This window comes from Vibrio sp. 1874, assembly GCF_033344395.1.
GTDB classification, from domain to species: Bacteria; Pseudomonadota; Gammaproteobacteria; order Enterobacterales; family Vibrionaceae; genus Vibrio; species Vibrio alginolyticus.
Map to the genome: position 1 here is coordinate 47,916 of NZ_JAWPOR010000017.1, position 18,582 is coordinate 66,497.

At 46.3% G+C, this 18,582-nt stretch carries 13 protein-coding genes; 9 read left to right on the forward strand and 4 right to left on the reverse strand.

Annotated features, from left to right (window positions below):
* Positions 1 to 33: 33 nt before the first annotated feature.
* Positions 34 to 3,465 carry a PAS-domain containing protein gene (locus R8N46_RS21055; RefSeq protein WP_042523702.1) on the reverse strand — a complete coding sequence of 1,144 codons (3,432 nt, stop codon included), beginning with the start codon at positions 3,463 to 3,465 and terminating at the stop codon, positions 34 to 36.
* A gap of 135 nt (positions 3,466 to 3,600) precedes the next feature.
* On the reverse strand, positions 3,601 to 4,788 hold the full coding sequence (locus R8N46_RS21060; RefSeq protein WP_042523701.1) for a 3-phenylpropionate MFS transporter: 1,188 nt from the start codon (positions 4,786 to 4,788) through the stop codon (positions 3,601 to 3,603).
* Positions 4,789 to 5,021: 233 nt separating this feature from the next.
* Here R8N46_RS21060 and R8N46_RS21065 point away from each other — a divergent pair, with 233 nt between their 5' ends.
* The 9 genes from R8N46_RS21065 to fis all read left to right on the forward strand — a co-directional run bounded on the left by R8N46_RS21065 (position 5,022) and on the right by fis (position 14,816).
* Positions 5,022 to 6,848, forward strand: a complete 1,827-nt coding sequence (locus R8N46_RS21065; RefSeq protein WP_005382365.1) for a DUF294 nucleotidyltransferase-like domain-containing protein — start codon at positions 5,022 to 5,024, stop codon at positions 6,846 to 6,848.
* Positions 6,849 to 6,881: 33 nt separating this feature from the next.
* A complete protein-coding gene (locus tag R8N46_RS21070; RefSeq protein WP_005382363.1) occupies positions 6,882 to 7,511 on the forward strand; it encodes a 3'-5' exonuclease in 630 nt (209 codons plus the stop codon).
* 237 nt (positions 7,512 to 7,748) lie between these two features.
* Positions 7,749 to 9,701 (forward strand): acetate--CoA ligase, encoded by a 1,953-nt coding sequence (gene acs, locus R8N46_RS21075; protein ID WP_005386359.1) that lies wholly within the window; start codon positions 7,749 to 7,751, stop codon positions 9,699 to 9,701.
* A 303-nt stretch (positions 9,702 to 10,004) separates the two neighbouring features.
* Entirely contained in the window at positions 10,005 to 10,454 is a 450-nt protein-coding gene (gene aroQ, locus R8N46_RS21080) for a type II 3-dehydroquinate dehydratase (protein WP_005382360.1), read from the forward strand.
* A 61-nt stretch (positions 10,455 to 10,515) separates the two neighbouring features.
* On the forward strand, positions 10,516 to 10,977 hold the full coding sequence (gene accB / locus R8N46_RS21085) for an acetyl-CoA carboxylase biotin carboxyl carrier protein (RefSeq protein ID WP_005386355.1): 462 nt from the start codon (positions 10,516 to 10,518) through the stop codon (positions 10,975 to 10,977).
* 14 nt (positions 10,978 to 10,991) lie between these two features.
* Positions 10,992 to 12,335: an acetyl-CoA carboxylase biotin carboxylase subunit gene (accC, locus tag R8N46_RS21090; protein WP_005382509.1), complete on the forward strand. Its 1,344-nt coding sequence runs from the start codon at positions 10,992 to 10,994 to the stop codon at positions 12,333 to 12,335.
* A 165-nt stretch (positions 12,336 to 12,500) separates the two neighbouring features.
* Positions 12,501 to 13,388: a 50S ribosomal protein L11 methyltransferase gene (gene prmA / locus R8N46_RS21095; protein ID WP_005382507.1), complete on the forward strand. Its 888-nt coding sequence runs from the start codon at positions 12,501 to 12,503 to the stop codon at positions 13,386 to 13,388.
* Between the two features lie 139 nt (positions 13,389 to 13,527).
* Positions 13,528 to 14,496, forward strand: coding sequence for a tRNA dihydrouridine synthase DusB (gene dusB / locus R8N46_RS21100; protein WP_005382505.1), 969 nt, complete (start codon positions 13,528 to 13,530; stop codon positions 14,494 to 14,496).
* A 23-nt stretch (positions 14,497 to 14,519) separates the two neighbouring features.
* Entirely contained in the window at positions 14,520 to 14,816 is a 297-nt protein-coding gene (fis, locus tag R8N46_RS21105) for a DNA-binding transcriptional regulator Fis (protein WP_000462885.1), read from the forward strand.
* Positions 14,817 to 14,890: 74 nt separating this feature from the next.
* Here fis and R8N46_RS21110 read toward each other — a convergent pair whose 3' ends face one another.
* Together R8N46_RS21110 and R8N46_RS21115 are read right to left on the reverse strand one after the other, a co-directional pair.
* Entirely contained in the window at positions 14,891 to 16,048 is a 1,158-nt protein-coding gene (locus tag R8N46_RS21110; protein WP_318098539.1) for an MFS transporter, read from the reverse strand.
* On the reverse strand, positions 16,045 to 17,616 hold the full coding sequence (locus R8N46_RS21115; RefSeq protein WP_115386353.1) for an ABC-F family ATP-binding cassette domain-containing protein: 1,572 nt from the start codon (positions 17,614 to 17,616) through the stop codon (positions 16,045 to 16,047). Before R8N46_RS21115 ends, R8N46_RS21110 begins: the two co-directional genes overlap by 4 nt.
* Positions 17,617 to 18,582 lie beyond the last annotated feature (966 nt).

Genomic DNA, 18,582 nt, shown 5'->3' on the forward strand with positions numbered 1-18,582 from the left:
TCTTTTTATAGCGATTTTTCAAACACTCCAATCCTAAGCGACTCGATTGAGCACCGAACGCAGCTTAAGCGGCTTAACTGGCTTAGCAATAAAGCTGAACCCATTTGCTTTGATGCCATCAAGCATATCATCGGTACGATCTGCACTGATGATGACGCCTTCAAAGCTGTGGCCTAATCTCAGGCGGCATTGCTGTAGCACTTCTAAACCAGTACGACCATCATCAAGTCGGTAATCGGAGAAAATTACATCCGGAATCCAACCATCCTCAAGCGCTTGTAGACTTTCAACTAAATCAATCGCAACTCGTATATCGCAACCCCATCGGGAAAGTAAGTTTTCCATGCCGACTAGAATGTCAGGCTCATTATCGACACAAAGGATTCTCAGATGACCAAGTTCAGATTGCTTACTCATTGCCACGTGAACTGGATGAGGCTGAACATGATCAGCTTTATCTAGGGTGATGGAAAAAACACTGCCTTTTCCAACCCAAGAGCGCATCGAAATTTCATGCCCAAGTACCTGAGCAATTCCTTTCGAAATCGCCAAACCAAGTCCGAGACCTTGGTCGGAACGAACTTGAGTTCCGCGATTAAACTCTTCAAAAATCTCTTGCTGCTTCTCTTCTTCAATACCCACTCCATTATCCCATACATCAATACGCACTCGCCCTTTCACGCGGCGAACACCGAGTGCGACTTTGCCATTCGGGTTATAACGAAACGCATTGGTCAGGAAGTTTTGCACCACACGGCGCAGCAGTTTGGGATCCGACTTAACCATGAGTGAGGACGGAATCATGGTGAACTCTATGCCTTGCTGTTTGGCTAACGCACTAAACTCAGCATTCAAATTCGATAACACATCATTTAACGCAAAGCCATGCACGTTGACTTCCAACTTGCCCGATTCCAAACGCGAGATATCCAGCAAATCTCCAATTAAGTCTTCGGCAGCCTCTAAAGCACTTTCAATGTGTGCTGACAGCTTTTTGGCTTCGCTGTCTTTGGCGACTTCCGATAGTGAAGATGCAAATAGACGCGCCGCGTTGAGCGGTTGCATCAAGTCATGGCTTACTGCCGCCAAGAACCGTGATTTGGACTTCGATTCCAAATCCGAGCGCTGCGTCGCTTCCACCAGCTGCTTGTTAAGTTGTTCTAATTCTCGAGTCCGCAGACGTACCCTTTCTTCCAATGTCTCGTTGGCGTCTTTCAGTGCTTGCTCTGCATCACGGAATACGGTGATGTCGGTAAAGCTCATCACAAAGCCACCACCTGGCATTGGGTTACCTTGCACCTCTATCACGCGACCATCGGGACGAACCCGAGAAGAGGTGTGCCGAGTCCCTTGCTCAAGGTGATAAACACGGCGACGGACGTGGTCATCAGGGTCACCAGGGCCACACAACCCCTGCTCTGCATTGTGCCGAATCACATCCGCAATCGGTCGACCTACTTGAATCAGGCCTGGCGGAAATTCAAAGAGTTCTAAATAGCGTTGGTTCCACGCTACCAAGCGTAGTTGCTTATCGACGACCGCAATACCTTGTCCAATATGCTCAATCGCGCCTTGGAGTAAACCCCGACTAAAATCGTACAGTTCAGAGGCTTCATCGACGATAGTCGCCACCTCTTCAAGCTGCATGTTTCTTCCTTGCAGAGCGGAAGTAAGTACTAACTTAGCAGAAGATGCTCCAAATACCCCTGCTAGCACACGCTCCGTATGCCGAATCAGAGAAGATGGCGCTTGTTGATTCGGCATCAACTCTTCTCGTTGCTGGCTCCAGTAGGCTTGAAACGCCGCTTTAACTCGCGTTCGTCCTACAAATCTAGACGCTAGCATTTCCAGTTCTGCAACCGTAACGCGGCTCTGGTACAGACTCATATTTTCGCTTTCAGGCAGCGGTGTACCAACGAATGATGCCGATTGTAAGCGCTCACTTAGGCTTGGTCGGGTAGCCATAGAAACCACAACAAAACACACTGCATTAGCGACCACACTGAGGATCATCCCCCAATCTGAAATCGCGATATCAAAACTAGCCAATACCTCTGGTGGCGTAATCAACCAGATCAGGAAGTTATTACTGGCGTCTCCGGCAAGCATGTCTGTTTGGCTCATTAACGTAATCAACCAGGTAGCAAAACCCACCGCGAGGCCAACATACACACCTTTCTTATTCCCTTGACGCCAATACATACCGCCAACCAGCGCAGGAGCGAATTGCGTGATAGCCGCGAACGAGAGAAAGCCGATAGCAGACAGTGAATGAATAGTGTCCAACGCTTGATAGAAACACCACGCGCCAATCAACAAAACTAATATCAAACCACGGCGGATCCGCAGTAATAATTCAGAAAAATGGTGATGGTTACGCTGCGTCAGTCGCATGCGACGCAATAGCAATGGCATAACCAAGTCATTCGAGACCATGATCGCTAAGGCAATCGTCGATACGATAACCATGCCACTTGCCGCTGAAGTACCGCCTAGAAACGCAAGTAAGGCGATTTCACTCGCCCCTACCGACATCGGCACACTGATGACATAAGTATCAGGCGAAGCGCCACTCAAGAGACCTTGCCCTACCCACGCAATAGGTAAAACAAAAATCCCCATTAAGATCAGATAAATGGGGAACAACCAACGAGCCACGTGCAAATCTTGAGCACGTTCATTTTCCACAACCATCGTATGGAATTGTCGCGGAAGGCAAACGATCGCCAGCATCGTGAGTACAGTATGAATCAATATAGTCGGGATATTTGGTGACTGATACGTCTGTGCGGCAACATCAATTAAGCTCAAATTCTCGGTGTTCATCGCCAACCAAACAATGAAAACACCAACCACTAAAAAAGCCAGCAGTTTGATAATGGATTCGAAGGCAATTGCCATCATCATCCCACGATGGTGTTCCGTGTTATCAATGTGGCGGGTACCGAATAGCATCGTAAAAATCGCCAATGCGACCACAACAAACCACGACACGCTATCGTTTTGATAACCAAAATCAGTAGCCAGCTCCGGAGCAATGATTTCAAGCCCCATAGTGATACCACGCAGCTGTAAAGCGATGTACGGCAAAATTCCCGCAACCGCTATGAGCGTAACAACCACGGCCAAACCTTGGGATTTACCGTAGCGTGCTCCGATAAAGTCAGCAATCGACGTGATGTGTTCCCGTTTAGCAATCAAAATAAGCCGAGCTAAAACGCGCCATCCGATGGTAAACACTAAAATGGGAGCAATATAGATAGGCAAGAAAGACCAAGGATTACTGCTGGCCTGCCCGACCGTGCCGTAGAAGGTCCACGATGTACAGTACACCGCAATGGAAAGGCTATAAATCCAAGGCCGCCAGCGCGCTAGCCACCTTTTCTGAATGTCGCCGTACCACGCGATGATAAATAAAGCTCCCAAATACGCTAAAGAAACGGGAACCACCAGCCATCCTTGCATCCGATATCCTTTCTTGCCTTTCTTGCTACTTTTAAAGCAAGAGAATAAAAAAACCTCTCCATGAGGGAGAGGTTTCATTTAACACTGCTTTGATAACGGAGACAAAGCTTAGTTTTTAACCTTTGTTACATAAGTCTAATTCTGTGTTTCAAGTGGCTTGTCTGATACATCAACCACCTGATGTGGGTCTTGCGAATCAAGCTTGATGAACAGAGCCAATAACCCCATCGCGGCCATGCCCCAGAACACAAGCGATCCCCAGTGCTCATAACCCCAGCCACTCAATACGGTCATCAACGCGATAAATGCGCCCAACGGAATCGCGTTATACAACGCTTGCAACGCTACGATCTTATTTTCTTCGGAGTTTTGGATATATTGGATCGCGGCAATGTGTGCGGTAGCGAAAGTCACACCATGCAATAGTTGAACAACCACCAAAGCAATAATTGATGTTGTCGACGCCGTAATACCCCAACGCATCATTACACCAACGGCAGCAGCAATAAACAGCGCGCGTATTGACCAACCTACGAATAAGCGCTTACTCAATGCAAACACTGCCACTTCTGCGGCCACTCCTAAGCTCCACAAGTAGCCAATGACATCTTCCGAGTGACCAGCGGCCTTCCAGTGAATCGCACTAAAGCCGTAGTAAGCCGCATGACTGCCCTGAATTAGTGACACCAACACTAAGAATTTTAGTATCGGCTTGTCGGTCAAAAGAGCGGTCAGCTTTGGACGTTCTGCGCTTTGCCCACCGTGCGTTACAGGCATTGGGTTAGTCGGTCGCATAGCAAACAGCAACGAGATAAACACGCCGAACATCGCAGTGTACAAGATCATATCGGAGCCAAATTCAGCCACCAGGTAGCCCACTGCCGTCGAGCCTGCGATAAAGGCGATCGAACCCCATAGCCGCGTGCGGCCATAATCGAGCATTTTCAGGCGAGCGTAGTAATTTGCCATCGCGTCCGACAACGGAATAATCGGTCCACAACAAAGATTGAACAACACTGTCGCTAGTGCCATTAACCAAAAGCTACCACCCGTAAAAAAGTGAAATCCAACAAAAAGGAGGGCAGCGAAACTCAACCAACGTAAAGCAGGCATAAGATGTTCGACTTTGTGTACTCGTGGGGTGATCACGATATTGGCAACACAACGTGTCGCAAGGCCTAACCCGACCAGCAAACCGATATCTGTCGAAGATACGCCCTGATCCTTAAACCAAAGTGACCAAAATGGCAGATACACGCCATACGCAAAGAAGAATCCGAGAAAGTACTGGGAAATCCAGCCATACGGAGAAGGTTTCAACATTACTAATATCCTAAAACGGGAACACCAACGTTCGAGCCGGGAATTATGGATCGCCATGCGTATTATAAAAAGGGAAGAATAAGAAACTTATCGTTTCCTCGATGGAATACTAACTTTGCGACATTTGGCATCTTCAAGCGAAAACATCGTAATTTAGACCAAAGTCGTCTGGCTTCCGGTAAGAAATTTGTCAGACTTAGAGAGTGTTCCTTCCATCATTATTGGGTGTTCTCATGCCTGACAAATTTAACATGCAATCTCCACCGTTCGATCGCTTAACTGAAGCACAACAATCGCGACTGCGATCGTCTCTGGACGTCGCCTACTATCGAGCTCGAGATGTTATTTTATCCTGCGGACAGAAGAACCCCCACTTACATATTCTGATCAAAGGCGCGGTAGAAGAGCGCTCCAACGATCAACAGGAAGTGTTCGCACATTATGCCAACGACGATATGTTCGATGTACGCTCGTTACTTGAAGACAAGGTACGTCATCACTACATCGCGCTTGAGGACACGCTCTCTTACCTACTGCCGAAAGAAGTTTTCCTTGCCCTTTACAACGAAAATGGCCAGTTTGCAGCCTATTTCGATAACAATTTATCGAAACGGCAAGAGCTCATCGAAGCGGCCCATCAACAGCAAAACTTAGCGGAGTTTATTCTCACTAAAGTTGACCGCAGCATTTATCACCCACCGATGATCCTTGAACCAAATACACCAATTAACGAGGTAACACGTTCCTTAAAAGAAAATGGGATTGACGCTGCATTGGTTCAACTCCATGGCGATGATCCACGATTGGAAAAATGGCCATCAGCCCACCCGTACGCAATAGTGACTCGTACTAATATGCTGCATTCTGTGATGATAGATGGTTGCGCGCTCGACACACCAGTGGGTGAGATCGCGAGCTTTCCTGTTTATCACGTTGATGATGGTGACTTTCTATTCAACGCCATGATCACAATGACCAGAAATAGAATGAAACGCCTCATGGTATGTGAAGGCAACCGAGCCGTCGGCATGCTGGATATGACCCAAATTCTCAGCGCGTTCTCAACCCACTCTCACGTGTTAACGCTCAGTATTGCTCGAGCAAGCAGCGTGGAAGAGCTCGCTTTGGCCTCAAACCGCCAACGTCAATTGGTCGAGAGCTTATTGAAAAACGGCATCCGCACTCGCTTCATCATGGAGCTTATCTCAGCCGTAAACGAACAAATTATCGAGAAAGCGTTCGAGTTAGTGATACCACCAGCCTTGCACGACCATTGTTGCTTGATCGTACTCGGCTCTGAAGGCCGAGGAGAGCAAATTCTCAAAACCGATCAAGACAATGCCCTGATTATTCAAGATGGTTTGGAATGGCCTCATTGCGAACAAGTGATGCAATCCTTCACACACACCCTACAACAGCTCGGTTATCCACTTTGCCCTGGTAAAGTGATGGTTAACAACCCGAAATGGGTCAAAACACAGCAAGAATGGATAAGTACCCTAAACCACTGGATAGCTAAAGCCGAACCAGAACAAATCATGGACTTAGCTATTTTCAGTGACGCCCATGCTGTTGCTGGGAATTGCGAGCTGCTGGCTCCAATTGCGGCGCATCTTCGTGACACAATGAAAGATCGCATGTTGATATTGTCTGACTTTACTCGCCCTGCCTTGCAGTTTTCGGTGCCCCTAACTCTATTTGGCAACGTAAAAAGTGCTAAAGACGGATTGGACATTAAACGCGGCGGTATTTTCCCAATTGTACACGGCATTCGCACCTTGTCTTTGGAATATGCCATTGAGGAGAAGAACACGTTTGAGCGCATTGAAGCTCTGAGAAATAAGCGCATCTTAGAATCCGAAACGGCAGATAATCTCAACGAAGCACTGAAATTGTTCTTTAAACTTCGCCTTAATCAGCAACTCAAAAAGCAAGAAGCGTTGAATAACATTGATATTAAACAACTGGATAGAACTGAGCGTGATTTGCTTCGCCACAGCTTACATGTGGTGAAGAAATTTAAGCAATTTTTAGGCTTCCATTATCAAATTCGTGATTAACCCTGATTTTCATAAATCACAGAGGCGTAAGCAATGAACTGGTTACAACGCAAATACTGGCATTACAAATTGAAAGGCTCGCCTTATCAGTCGCTGTTTTGCACGCCAGATAAAACAGAATACGTCTCTCTTGACTGCGAAACCACCAGCCTTGACCCAAATCGCGCCGAGCTGGTGACTATTGCAGCCACCAAGATCATCGACAACCGCATCATCACCAGTCAACCATTTGAAGTCCGCTTACGCGCGCCGCAATCGCTCGACTCTGGCTCGGTCAAGATCCATCGAATTCGCCACCAAGACTTAGTCGATGGCATCAGTGAAAAAGAGGCGCTGCTCGAGCTGCTCGACTTTATCGGCAACCGACCACTTGTGGGCTATCACATTCGTTACGATAAAAAGATCTTAGACCTTGCTTGTCTGAGGCAACTTGGCTTCCCACTTCCTAACCCACTCATCGAGGTCAGTCAGATTTATCACGATAAGTTGGAACGACATTTGCCGAATGCCTATTTCGACTTAAGTCTGGATGCCATTTGTAAACACCTCGAACTTCCTATCCAAGACAAACACGACGCCTTGCAAGACGCGATTTCTGCCGCTTTGGTCTTTGTCCGCTTAACGAAAGGCGATTTACCCAACCTAACCGCACCGTATACATAAAAATCAGTTGACCTAGCTCCCAGAAATACTTTTGTTTCAGCGATTTCCCGGCGCTTCTATCACTCTCATCCTAAAGTCTAATTGTGGAAATACGCGCGGTGACTGACAGTTATAAGCACAACGTCGTCATTACCACGACCAAGTTATTTAGAACCAAAAAACAGCCCTACAAAAATATATTCAAAATCTTATCTAGATTGGTGTAAGGCCGAGAAATAAGGCACAAGGAGAGAAGCCATGAGCGAAGCCCACGTTTATCCGGTAAAAGAAAATATTAAAACTCATACACACGCGGATAATGATACTTACTTAGCCATGTATCAGCAGTCGGTAACCGATCCAGAGGGCTTCTGGAACGAACACGGCAAAATCGTTGATTGGATCAAACCTTTCACCAAAGTAAAAAGCACTTCTTTCGACACTGGCCATGTTGATATTCGCTGGTTTGAAGATGGCACACTGAACGTCTCGGCTAACTGTATTGACCGTCATCTTGCAGAACACGGGGACGACGTCGCCATCATTTGGGAAGGCGATGATCCAGCCGACGACAAAACACTCACTTTCAACGAACTGCACAAAGAAGTGTGTAAATTCTCCAACGCATTGAAAGAGCAAGGCGTACGCAAGGGAGACGTGGTGTGTCTATACATGCCAATGGTGCCAGAAGCCGCTGTGGCTATGCTCGCTTGTACCCGTATTGGTGCGGTTCACACCGTAGTATTTGGCGGTTTCTCACCAGAAGCACTATCCGGCCGTATCATCGACTCTGACGCTAAAGTCGTGATCACCGCAGACGAAGGCGTACGTGGCGGACGCGCTGTTCCACTGAAAAAGAACGTGGATGAAGCACTAACCAACCCAGACGTAAAAACCATCAATAAAGTCGTCGTGCTTAAACGTACAGGTGGTGATGTTGAATGGCATGAACACCGTGATGTTTGGTGGCACGAAGCAACAGCCAACGTTTCTGACGTTTGCCCACCAGAAGAGATGAAAGCCGAAGACCCGCTGTTCATCCTCTACACATCTGGCTCGACAGGTAAACCTAAAGGCGTACTACATACTACAGGCGGTTACCTCGTCTACGCGGCAATGACCTTTAAATATGTCTTCGATTATCAACCAGGTGAAACCTTCTGGTGTACCGCGGATGTGGGCTGGATTACAGGCCATACTTACCTAATTTATGGTCCACTAGCGAACGGGGCCAAAACCATTCTGTTTGAAGGTGTTCCAAACTACCCAAGCACGGCTCGTATGAGTGAAGTGGTTGATAAGCACCAAGTGAACATTCTCTACACTGCGCCAACCGCTATTCGTGCACTAATGGCAAAAGGTAACGAAGCGGTAGCAGGGACATCTCGTTCAAGCTTACGTGTGATGGGTTCAGTAGGTGAGCCTATCAACCCTGAAGCGTGGGAGTGGTACTACAAAACGATTGGTAACGAAAGCTCGCCTATCGTTGATACTTGGTGGCAAACAGAGACCGGCGGTATCTTAATTGCACCACTACCAGGTGCAACAGACTTAAAACCAGGCTCAGCAACTCGACCATTCTTCGGAGTCCAACCTGCACTGGTTGATAACATGGGCAACATCATTGAAGAAACCGCAGCAGAAGGTAACTTGGTGATCCTTGATTCATGGCCAGGTCAGATGCGTACTGTTTATGGCGACCACGAGCGCTTTGAACAGACCTACTTCTCAACCTTCAAGGGAATGTACTTTACTAGTGATGGGGCTCGTCGTGACGAAGACGGTTACTACTGGATCACGGGCCGTGTTGATGACGTACTAAACGTGTCGGGTCACCGCATGGGTACCGCTGAAATAGAATCGGCTCTTGTCGCACATCATAAAATTGCTGAGGCCGCTATTGTGGGCATTCCGCATGATATCAAAGGCCAAGCTATCTACGCTTACATTACCTTGAACGATGGTGAATTCCCGTCAGCAGAGCTACACAAAGAAGTGAAAGATTGGGTGCGTAAAGAAATTGGTCCAATTGCAACACCAGATGTACTGCACTGGACGGATTCCTTACCGAAGACTCGTTCTGGTAAGATCATGCGTCGAATCCTGCGTAAAATTGCAACGGGTGATACCAGCAACCTCGGAGACACATCAACGCTTGCCGATCCGAGCGTTGTAGATAAACTTATCGCAGAGAAAGCAGAATTGGCATAAATTCAACCAACTGTTTTAAAAGCACTTTAAAAACCGCCATCACTCATGGCGGTTTTTTGCTTTAGTGCACAAATTGGCCACACAAAAAATATGGCAATTATGTTGTTTTTGTTAACTTGGTTACAGAAACGAGAGTGGCTATTAGGAGATTAGACCAGTAAATTGCTGCTAATTGCTATGAATTAGCTATAATCTTGGTCGATTTTTTAAAATTTGCTCGGTTTTAACAAAAAAATCGTGCTGAACTATCGTATATTTGGGAATATAAACGTTCCACTCACGATAAGGGAAGATAGCAACACAATGTCTGCAAAGTCACGGATTCTTGTTCTAAACGGACCAAATCTTAATCTATTGGGTCTGCGCGAACCGACACACTATGGTCACAGTACCTTAGCTCAAGTTGTGGATACTCTTACAGAGCAAGCCCATAACGCTGGGGTAGAACTGGAACACCTACAATCAAATCGTGAGTACGAACTGATTGAAGCCATTCACGCTGCCTATGGCAAGATTGACTTCATCATCATCAATCCAGCGGCTTTCACTCATACTAGTGTGGCGCTGCGAGATGCATTACTTGGCGTCGCCATCCCATTTATTGAGGTGCACTTATCAAATGTGCACGCACGTGAACCATTCCGTCATCACTCTTATCTGTCAGATAAAGCAGAGGGTGTGATTTGCGGTTTAGGCGCACAAGGTTATGAATTTGCTCTGTCTGCAGCGATCAATAAGCTACAGGCAAAGTAACCCTAACACTCTGCAACCCTACGAGGGTTGTCTTAATCACAAGATAAAAGAGAAAGAAAAGATGGATATTCGTAAAATCAAGAAGCTAATTGAGTTAGTTGAAGAGTCTGGCATTGCTGAGCTAGAGATCTCTGAAGGTGAAGAGTCAGTGCGCATCAGCCGTCATGGCACTGCAGCCCCTCAAGCACCAATTCACTACGCAGCAGCTCCAGCGGCGGCACCTGCTCCAGTAGCAGCGGCACCAGTAGCGGAAGCGCCAGCAGCAGAAGCTCCAGCAGCAACACCTGCAGGTCACCAAGTTCTTTCTCCAATGGTTGGTACTTTCTACCGCTCTCCAAGCCCAGACTCTAAAGCATTCGTAGAAGTGGGTCAGAAAGTAAATGCTGGCGATACTCTATGTATTGTTGAAGCAATGAAAATGATGAACCAAATCGAAGCGGACAAATCTGGCGTTGTTACAGCAATCCTAGCTGAAGACGGCCAACCAGTTGAATTCGACCAACCTCTTGTTGTAATCGAATAAGCGGGGCTTGCCTTATGCTAGACAAAGTAGTCATCGCGAACCGAGGTGAAATTGCACTTCGTATTCTTCGCGCTTGTAAAGAATTAGGTATTAAGACCGTCGCTGTTCACTCAACAGCGGACCGCGATCTTAAGCACGTACTACTCGCAGACGAAACCGTATGTATCGGCCCTGCTCGTGGTATCGACAGCTACCTAAACATTCCACGCATCATTTCTGCAGCAGAAGTGACTGGTGCTGTGGCTATCCACCCAGGTTACGGCTTCCTGTCTGAGAACGCAGACTTCGCAGAGCAAGTTGAGCGCAGTGGTTTCATCTTCGTTGGCCCAAAGGCAGACACTATCCGCCTAATGGGCGATAAAGTATCTGCTATCAATGCAATGAAGAAAGCAGGCGTTCCTTGTGTACCGGGTTCTGACGGCCCTCTAGACAATGACGAAGAGAAAAACAAAGCATTTGCTAAGCGCATTGGTTACCCAGTAATCATCAAAGCATCTGGCGGCGGCGGCGGTCGTGGTATGCGTGTTGTTCGCGCAGAGAAAGACCTTATCCAAGCTATTGCAATGACACGTGCTGAAGCAAAAGCGGCGTTCAACAATGACATGGTTTACATGGAGAAATTCCTAGAAAACCCTCGTCACGTTGAAGTTCAGGTTATTGCTGACGGTCAAGGCGGCGCAATCCACCTTGGTGAGCGTGACTGTTCAATGCAACGTCGTCACCAAAAAGTAGTGGAAGAAGCTCCAGCACCTGGTATCACCGAAGAAATGCGTAAGTACATCGGTGAACGCTGTACTCGTGCATGTATCGAGATCGGTTACCGCGGCGCAGGTACGTTTGAATTCCTATACGAGAACGGTGAGTTCTACTTCATCGAAATGAACACTCGTATTCAGGTAGAGCACCCAGTAACAGAGATGGTTACTGGCATCGACCTAATCAAAGAACAGCTTCGCGTTGCAGCGGGTCAGCCTCTGTCATTCACTCAAGATGATATTAAGATCCGTGGCCATGCGATTGAGTGTCGTATCAACGCAGAAGACCCTGAGCGCTTCCTACCATCTCCGGGTAAGATCGAGCGTTTCCACGCTCCTGGCGGTATGGGTGTACGTTGGGAATCTCATATCTACACAGGCTACACAGTACCACCTCATTACGATTCAATGATTGGTAAACTGATCACTTACGGTGAGAACCGTGATGTAGCGATTGCACGTATGAAGAACGCACTGGGTGAGATGATCATCGAAGGCATCAAAACTAACGTGCCACTGCAATTCTCCATTATGAATGACGAAAACTTCCAACACGGTGGTGCAAACATCCACTACCTAGAGAAGAAGCTTGGCTTACAATAAACCTAAGCAAACGTCTTAAAAAATGCCCACTCCCGTGGGCATTTTTGTTTTATATGTACGCGAACGGCTCAACATATAAATCGGCTTATTTGGGTATATACTCAAACAAATCGTAGAGTTCTGGTAAACTCTGCGCCACTTCATTCACTTTAAGAGCAAAAACCAATGCCTTGGATTCAAATCAAACTCAACGCGACCAATGAAAACGCTGAGCAAATCGGCGATATGCTAATGGAAGAGACTGGCGCGCTGTCTGTTACATTCTTAGACGCGCAGGATACACCTGTATTCGAACCTCTACCTGGCGAAACTCGCTTATGGGGCGATACTGATATTCTGGCACTGTATGATGCAGAAGCAGACACTAACTTCATCATCGACCAAATTAAAGCGAGCAATATGCTGGCTGACAATTTTGCTTACAAAGTAGAACAGCTTGAAGATAAAGACTGGGAACGCGAATGGATGGAAAACTTCCACCCAATGAAATTTGGTGAACGCTTATGGATTTGTCCAAGCTGGCGCGACATTCCAGATCCTGACGCTGTTAATGTTATGTTGGATCCAGGCCTTGCATTCGGTACGGGTACTCACCCTACAACAGCACTTTGTCTTGAGTGGCTAGAAAGCATGGACTTAAGCGGTAAGACCGTTATCGACTTCGGTTGTGGCTCAGGTATTCTTGCGATCGCAGCGATCAAACTGGGCGCTGAAAAAGTGATAGGGATCGACATTGATCCTCAAGCCCTGCTTGCTTCAAAAGACAATGCTGAGCGTAATGGCGTTGCAGACAAACTAGAAGTTTACTTACCGCAAAATCAACCTGAAGGTCTCGTCGCTGACGTCGTTGTGGCCAACATCCTTGCGGGACCTTTACGTGAACTTGCACCTATCATCAAAGGACTAGTTAAGCCAAATGGCGACCTCGCTATGTCCGGCGTATTAGACACTCAAGCTGAAGATGTTGCGAACTATTACCGTGACGAGCTTCACATTGACCCGATTGTTGAGCAAAGTGAATGGTGTCGCATCTCTGGTCGTAAGCAAGGCTAGACAAGGTTTTCAGAGCTAATTGTTTGAAATTCATACAATTTACAAAAACAATTTGTAAATGCTCAAATATTAGTCTTTTCACGCAGTGAAAAAATGCGTAAAATGCGCGCCCTTGCTGGTACAGAACTGTGATGACGTTTTGAAAATCGGAAACTATCAACTTAAGAACAATCTAATCGTAGCCCCTATGGCTGGTGTAACGGATAGACCGTTTCGCGAGTTGTGTCTTCGCTATGGTGCGGGAATGGCCGTCAGTGAAATGATGTCTGCTAACCCAAAACTATGGGGAACGTCAAAGTCGAAACAGCGCATGGTACACGAGGGCGAATCGGGCATTCGCTCTGTACAGATTGCGGGTTCCGATCCACAGCTTATGGCGGACGCAGCTCAATTCAGTGTTGAGAACGGTGCACAAATCATCGACATCAACATGGGCTGCCCGGCAAAAAAAGTGAATAAGAAGCTAGCGGGCTCTGCTCTGCTTCAATACCCAAACATTATCGAAGAGATTTTGAAAGCGGTCGTGAATGCAGTGGACGTTCCTGTAACGTTAAAGACTCGAACTGGCTGGGATACAGACAACAAGAACTGTGTCCAGATCGCTAAATTAGCCGAAAACTGCGGCATACAAGCTCTTGCTCTGCATGGCAGAACGAAAGCATGTATGTACAAAGGTGAGGCCGAATATGACAGCATTAAAGCGGTAAAAGAGGCGATTTCAATTCCGGTTATCGCGAACGGTGATATCGATAGCCCGGAGAAAGCCAAATTTGTACTGGAGTACACCGGTGCGGACGCTTTAATGATTGGACGCCCTGCCCAGGGTCGTCCTTGGATTTTCCAGGAAATCCATCACTATTTGGAAAACGGCACCACAATGGAGGAGCTTCCAACTGAGGAAGTGAAAACCATTATGCTTGGTCATGTAAATGCTCTGCATGAGTTTTATGGGGAGTTCTTAGGTCCACGTATCGCGCGCAAGCACGTTGGGTGGTACCTGAAAGAGCATGAACAGGCAAGTGAGTTTCGCCGTACCTTCAACGCTATCGACGCAGCTCCGCTGCAAATTGAGGCGTTAGAAGGTTATTTTGATAACGTTGCATCATAATTAAGAGAAGAGCTAGACCGAATATGTTCGAACAAAATCTGACTTCAGAAGCATTAACAGTAACTACAGTAACGTCACAAGACCAGATTACTCAGAAGCCTTTACGTGACTCTGTTAAAGCGTCTCTTAAAAACTACCTTGCTCAACTAAACGGCCAGGAAGTAACAGAACTATACGAATTAGTTCTAGCTGAAGTTGAACAGCCACTACTAGATACTATCATGCAGTACACTCGCGGTAACCAAACTCGCGCAGCAACTATGATGGGTATCAACCGCGGTACTCTTCGCAAGAAACTTAAGAAATACGGCATGAACTAAGACCGTTTTTCAAAAAGTATTTGGAACAAGCCGTTACCTTTTTAGGTAACGGCTTTTCTTTATCTACTAAAACACTACGAATAACGCTCACTTTGTGCAGTATTACCAACTGGCTTTAAGATAACCACTGCTGAGCCAAACAATAGCAAAGCCACGACAGCGACACATTCATTGCCTACAGAATACGCGAAGCCCGCCAAGGCAGACCAAATCGCGACACCAAAGTGCATCATACTCATTCCAAAAGACATTAACACACCTCGATGTTCATCAGATAAGCTTGCGATATGTGCTTGTAATGCCGGAGAACCAACCCCTCCAGCAAGAGACCAGAGCACTAGAGCTGGAAGATAAGCGGTAACCGTACTCATCTCACTTGAGAACACCCATGCACTGCAAGGTATGCACACCATTAAAGCCACTCGCATAACAGCTCGAGAGCTACCAAGCCAACGGCAAGCTCTCCCCACGCACATATTTCCAACCACACTCACGATCCCTAGAGCAGCATAAATAGCGCCCACCCAACCGAGCGCCAACTCGCTGGTATCTCGAATATGAAGGCCTATCAGGTTAAATACACCAATACCTCCCCCTAGGCCTAAACACATCGCTAGAATCGCCCTCAACGCGCCTGGAAGATGAATGACGTCTGTGATAGGTGGCAGAGTATCTGACTTCTTGGACTCATTATGCTTGTTGTTCATGGACACTACGCTCATGGCACCGACAAAAAGAGCCGCCACGCCCAAAATAATAAAAGCGGCACGCCATGATAAAAGCTGGGTCAACAATGCTCCGATCGCCGGGCTAGTTATCATACCTAGCGTTAATCCCGCCTGAACCATCACAATTTGACGCATCGCTCTATTACCCTTCGCGTCTCCCGCTAACGCGAATGCAATTGGTAACATGCCTGCACTTGCAATACCAGTGATCACTCGAGTTGCAATAGCAAGTTCAAAATCATGAACTATGCCCGTCGTAATAGACGCAACCCCAAATACAAAGCAAGCAGGCACCATGATACGAATACGCCCAACTCGGTCTGATAAACGGCCCAAGTAAGGAGCGCAAATTGCTATGGCTAAACTATATGCCGTAATAAATAAGGTCACCTGACTCGGTTGAACACTTAAATCATTTCCGATAGGTTCAAGAATAGATCCAAGCATCAACTCATCAGCACCAACAAGAAAAGCAACGAGAAATAGGATCATGGACTGCATCATAGCTCCACCTCCTGTTCTGTTTCCGATTCAGCACAAGTGAGCAACGAAATATCTAAAACTCTATCAGGCCAAGATTGCAAAAATGCCTTCTCATGAGATACCACAATCACGCTACCGGAAAAGCGCTGGAGAGCCTCTTTAAGCGCATTTTTACTGCTGCTATCCAAATGTATTGTTGGTTCGTCCAACAGCAAAACATTGCACTTCTGAACCGATAAACAACACAGTTTCACCCGAGTTTGCTCACCACCGCTCAATGTATCTAAGTGGCGCTGCGTCTTATCCCCCGTAATCCCAAAGCGAGCTAATAGCTTGCGTGACTCTTTGCTTGAGATTGTTGGCGCACAAGAGCACAGCTCCTGTTCAGGCGTGTTCTGAGGATGGCGCCAAGACAAATCTTGAGAAAAATAACCAATTATTGCACCTTTTGCCAATACCACCTCACCAGAGAGTGGCTCGATCTCCCCCATCAGGGTTTTAAGTAAGGTCGACTTACCCACGCCGTTAAAGCCAGCAACAACCAACTTTTCCCCGCGCGCTAACGTGATATCAAACACTGGAAGCAGAGGCTGCTGATAACCGATCATCAACGCTTTTGCGTCAATCACATTCGGTTGCCCAATGGGCTGGTAAGCAAAGTCAAACATCGATACTTTCTCTACATTATTCAGTTGAATACGTTCGATTTTATCCAGTTTTTTCTTACGCCCTTTAGCAAGACTCGCGTTAACTCCAGCGCCATTTTTGGCAATAAATTGCTCTAACTTTCGAATTTCATTTTGCTGAGCCTTATATTGCTTTTCTATCAAAGCACCATCGTGCTGCTTTTGCTGCATTGCTTTGACATAAGTACCGCTGTATTTTCGAACCGTTTGATAATCAATATCACAAACACTGGTCGCTACTTGATTAAGGAAATCAATATCATGAGAAACCAGTAAAACGGTGCCAATGTAATCATTGAGAAACGCGACTAGCCATTCAATGTGCGGAGCATCAAGATAGTTTGTCGGCTCATCAAGAATTAACACATCGGGGTTGCGAAGTAACAACTTGCCTAAAAGGACTTTGTGTCTTTGACCACCACTTAGCGAGACAAGCGGTGTATCTAAGCCAAATTGATAAATACCAAGACCTACAGCAACTCGTTCAATTTTGGTATTAATTGCATAGAAGTCTTCATCTTCTAAATATGCCTGTAGCCGAGCGACTTGGCTTAAAAGAGATGTAGAGTGAGACTCGGTCATCGCCTGATACAAAGTCCAAAGCTTCTGCTCGGCAGCGTATAAACTCTCAAAAGAGCCCTTTAAACACTCATGAACTGTCAGCACATTATCGATCTTAAAATGTTGTTCTAAATACCCCACCTCAAGGTTTGGTAACCATTCAATGCAGCCCTTATCTGCAGATAATTCACCGAAAAGCAATTTTAATAAGGTGCTTTTTCCAACGCCATTCGCTCCGGTGATACCTATTTTCTCTCCCACGTTAATACGAAAGGTCACGTTGTTGTATAACGTCTTATCAGCTATCTGATAAGACAAATTTTTAACTTGTAAAATACTCATGTTTTCAACCAAATAAAAAAGGGCCGGTGATCAATACCGGCCCTTATTTCAATACTGGGTAATGCTTTGTAGCTGCTTAACAGATACAAAAAGGCCGATGATGAAATATCACCGGCCATCTCTTCTCTTTTATCAGGTGTACAAGCTCCTGCGTATAACTTCAGCGAAGCTACCCACACATAAAACACCTGATGAAGATTAATTTAAGACTCCGAGCAACACTTCATCGCGTTTTTTGCACGGAGTTCAGCCTTCTTACAAAGCTTTTAAACAAGAGATATAACATGATTTACTGTCGAAAAAATATTCGATGTGAAGCGTACACCTTTAGAATAAAAAGTACCAGATAATTATTAAAACTATCGTGACTTACACGAAGGTCCACAGAAAGAAGACTTTTCCTCAGTCAATGTGCCAGGTGAACTGCTTACTCAGCAAACACAGCTATGAAAGCACCTATACCGCTCACGTTATACGTACGTAGTGGTGGCTTTGAAGGTTGGAGAGGGTTAGAGGGAAGAAGTAGCGAATATACTTTAAGACACTGGCTTAAATAGGTCGACAAAACAAAATCCATGTTTGGAAAGTTTTAAATGCGCTGAGTTTATATTAATAAGCGCCTATGGCTAAATCAAAACATCTAAAGCAGAGAAATCTCCCCCGAAAATAACATAACCTAGTGAATAAATTTTCCAGGTAATAATAAAGGAAGCTTTGGTAAGTAAGCACAAGGGCTGAGAACTAGCGCTCGATACTAGGACCCGGTTCAGTAGAAACCACACAAAACTGAGTTCCACTTCACTCATAACAGGGCTTAGAAAGCATCGCCAGAGGGAAGCCGGCCTCTCGATGCAAGGTTTCAATACGAAAGTGGGTTTAAGGTAAGTCGGGGGAACCAAAACGAAAAAAGCCTCAGTCTTTCGACTGAGGCTTAATATAAGTGGCGGAGTGGACGGGACTCGAACC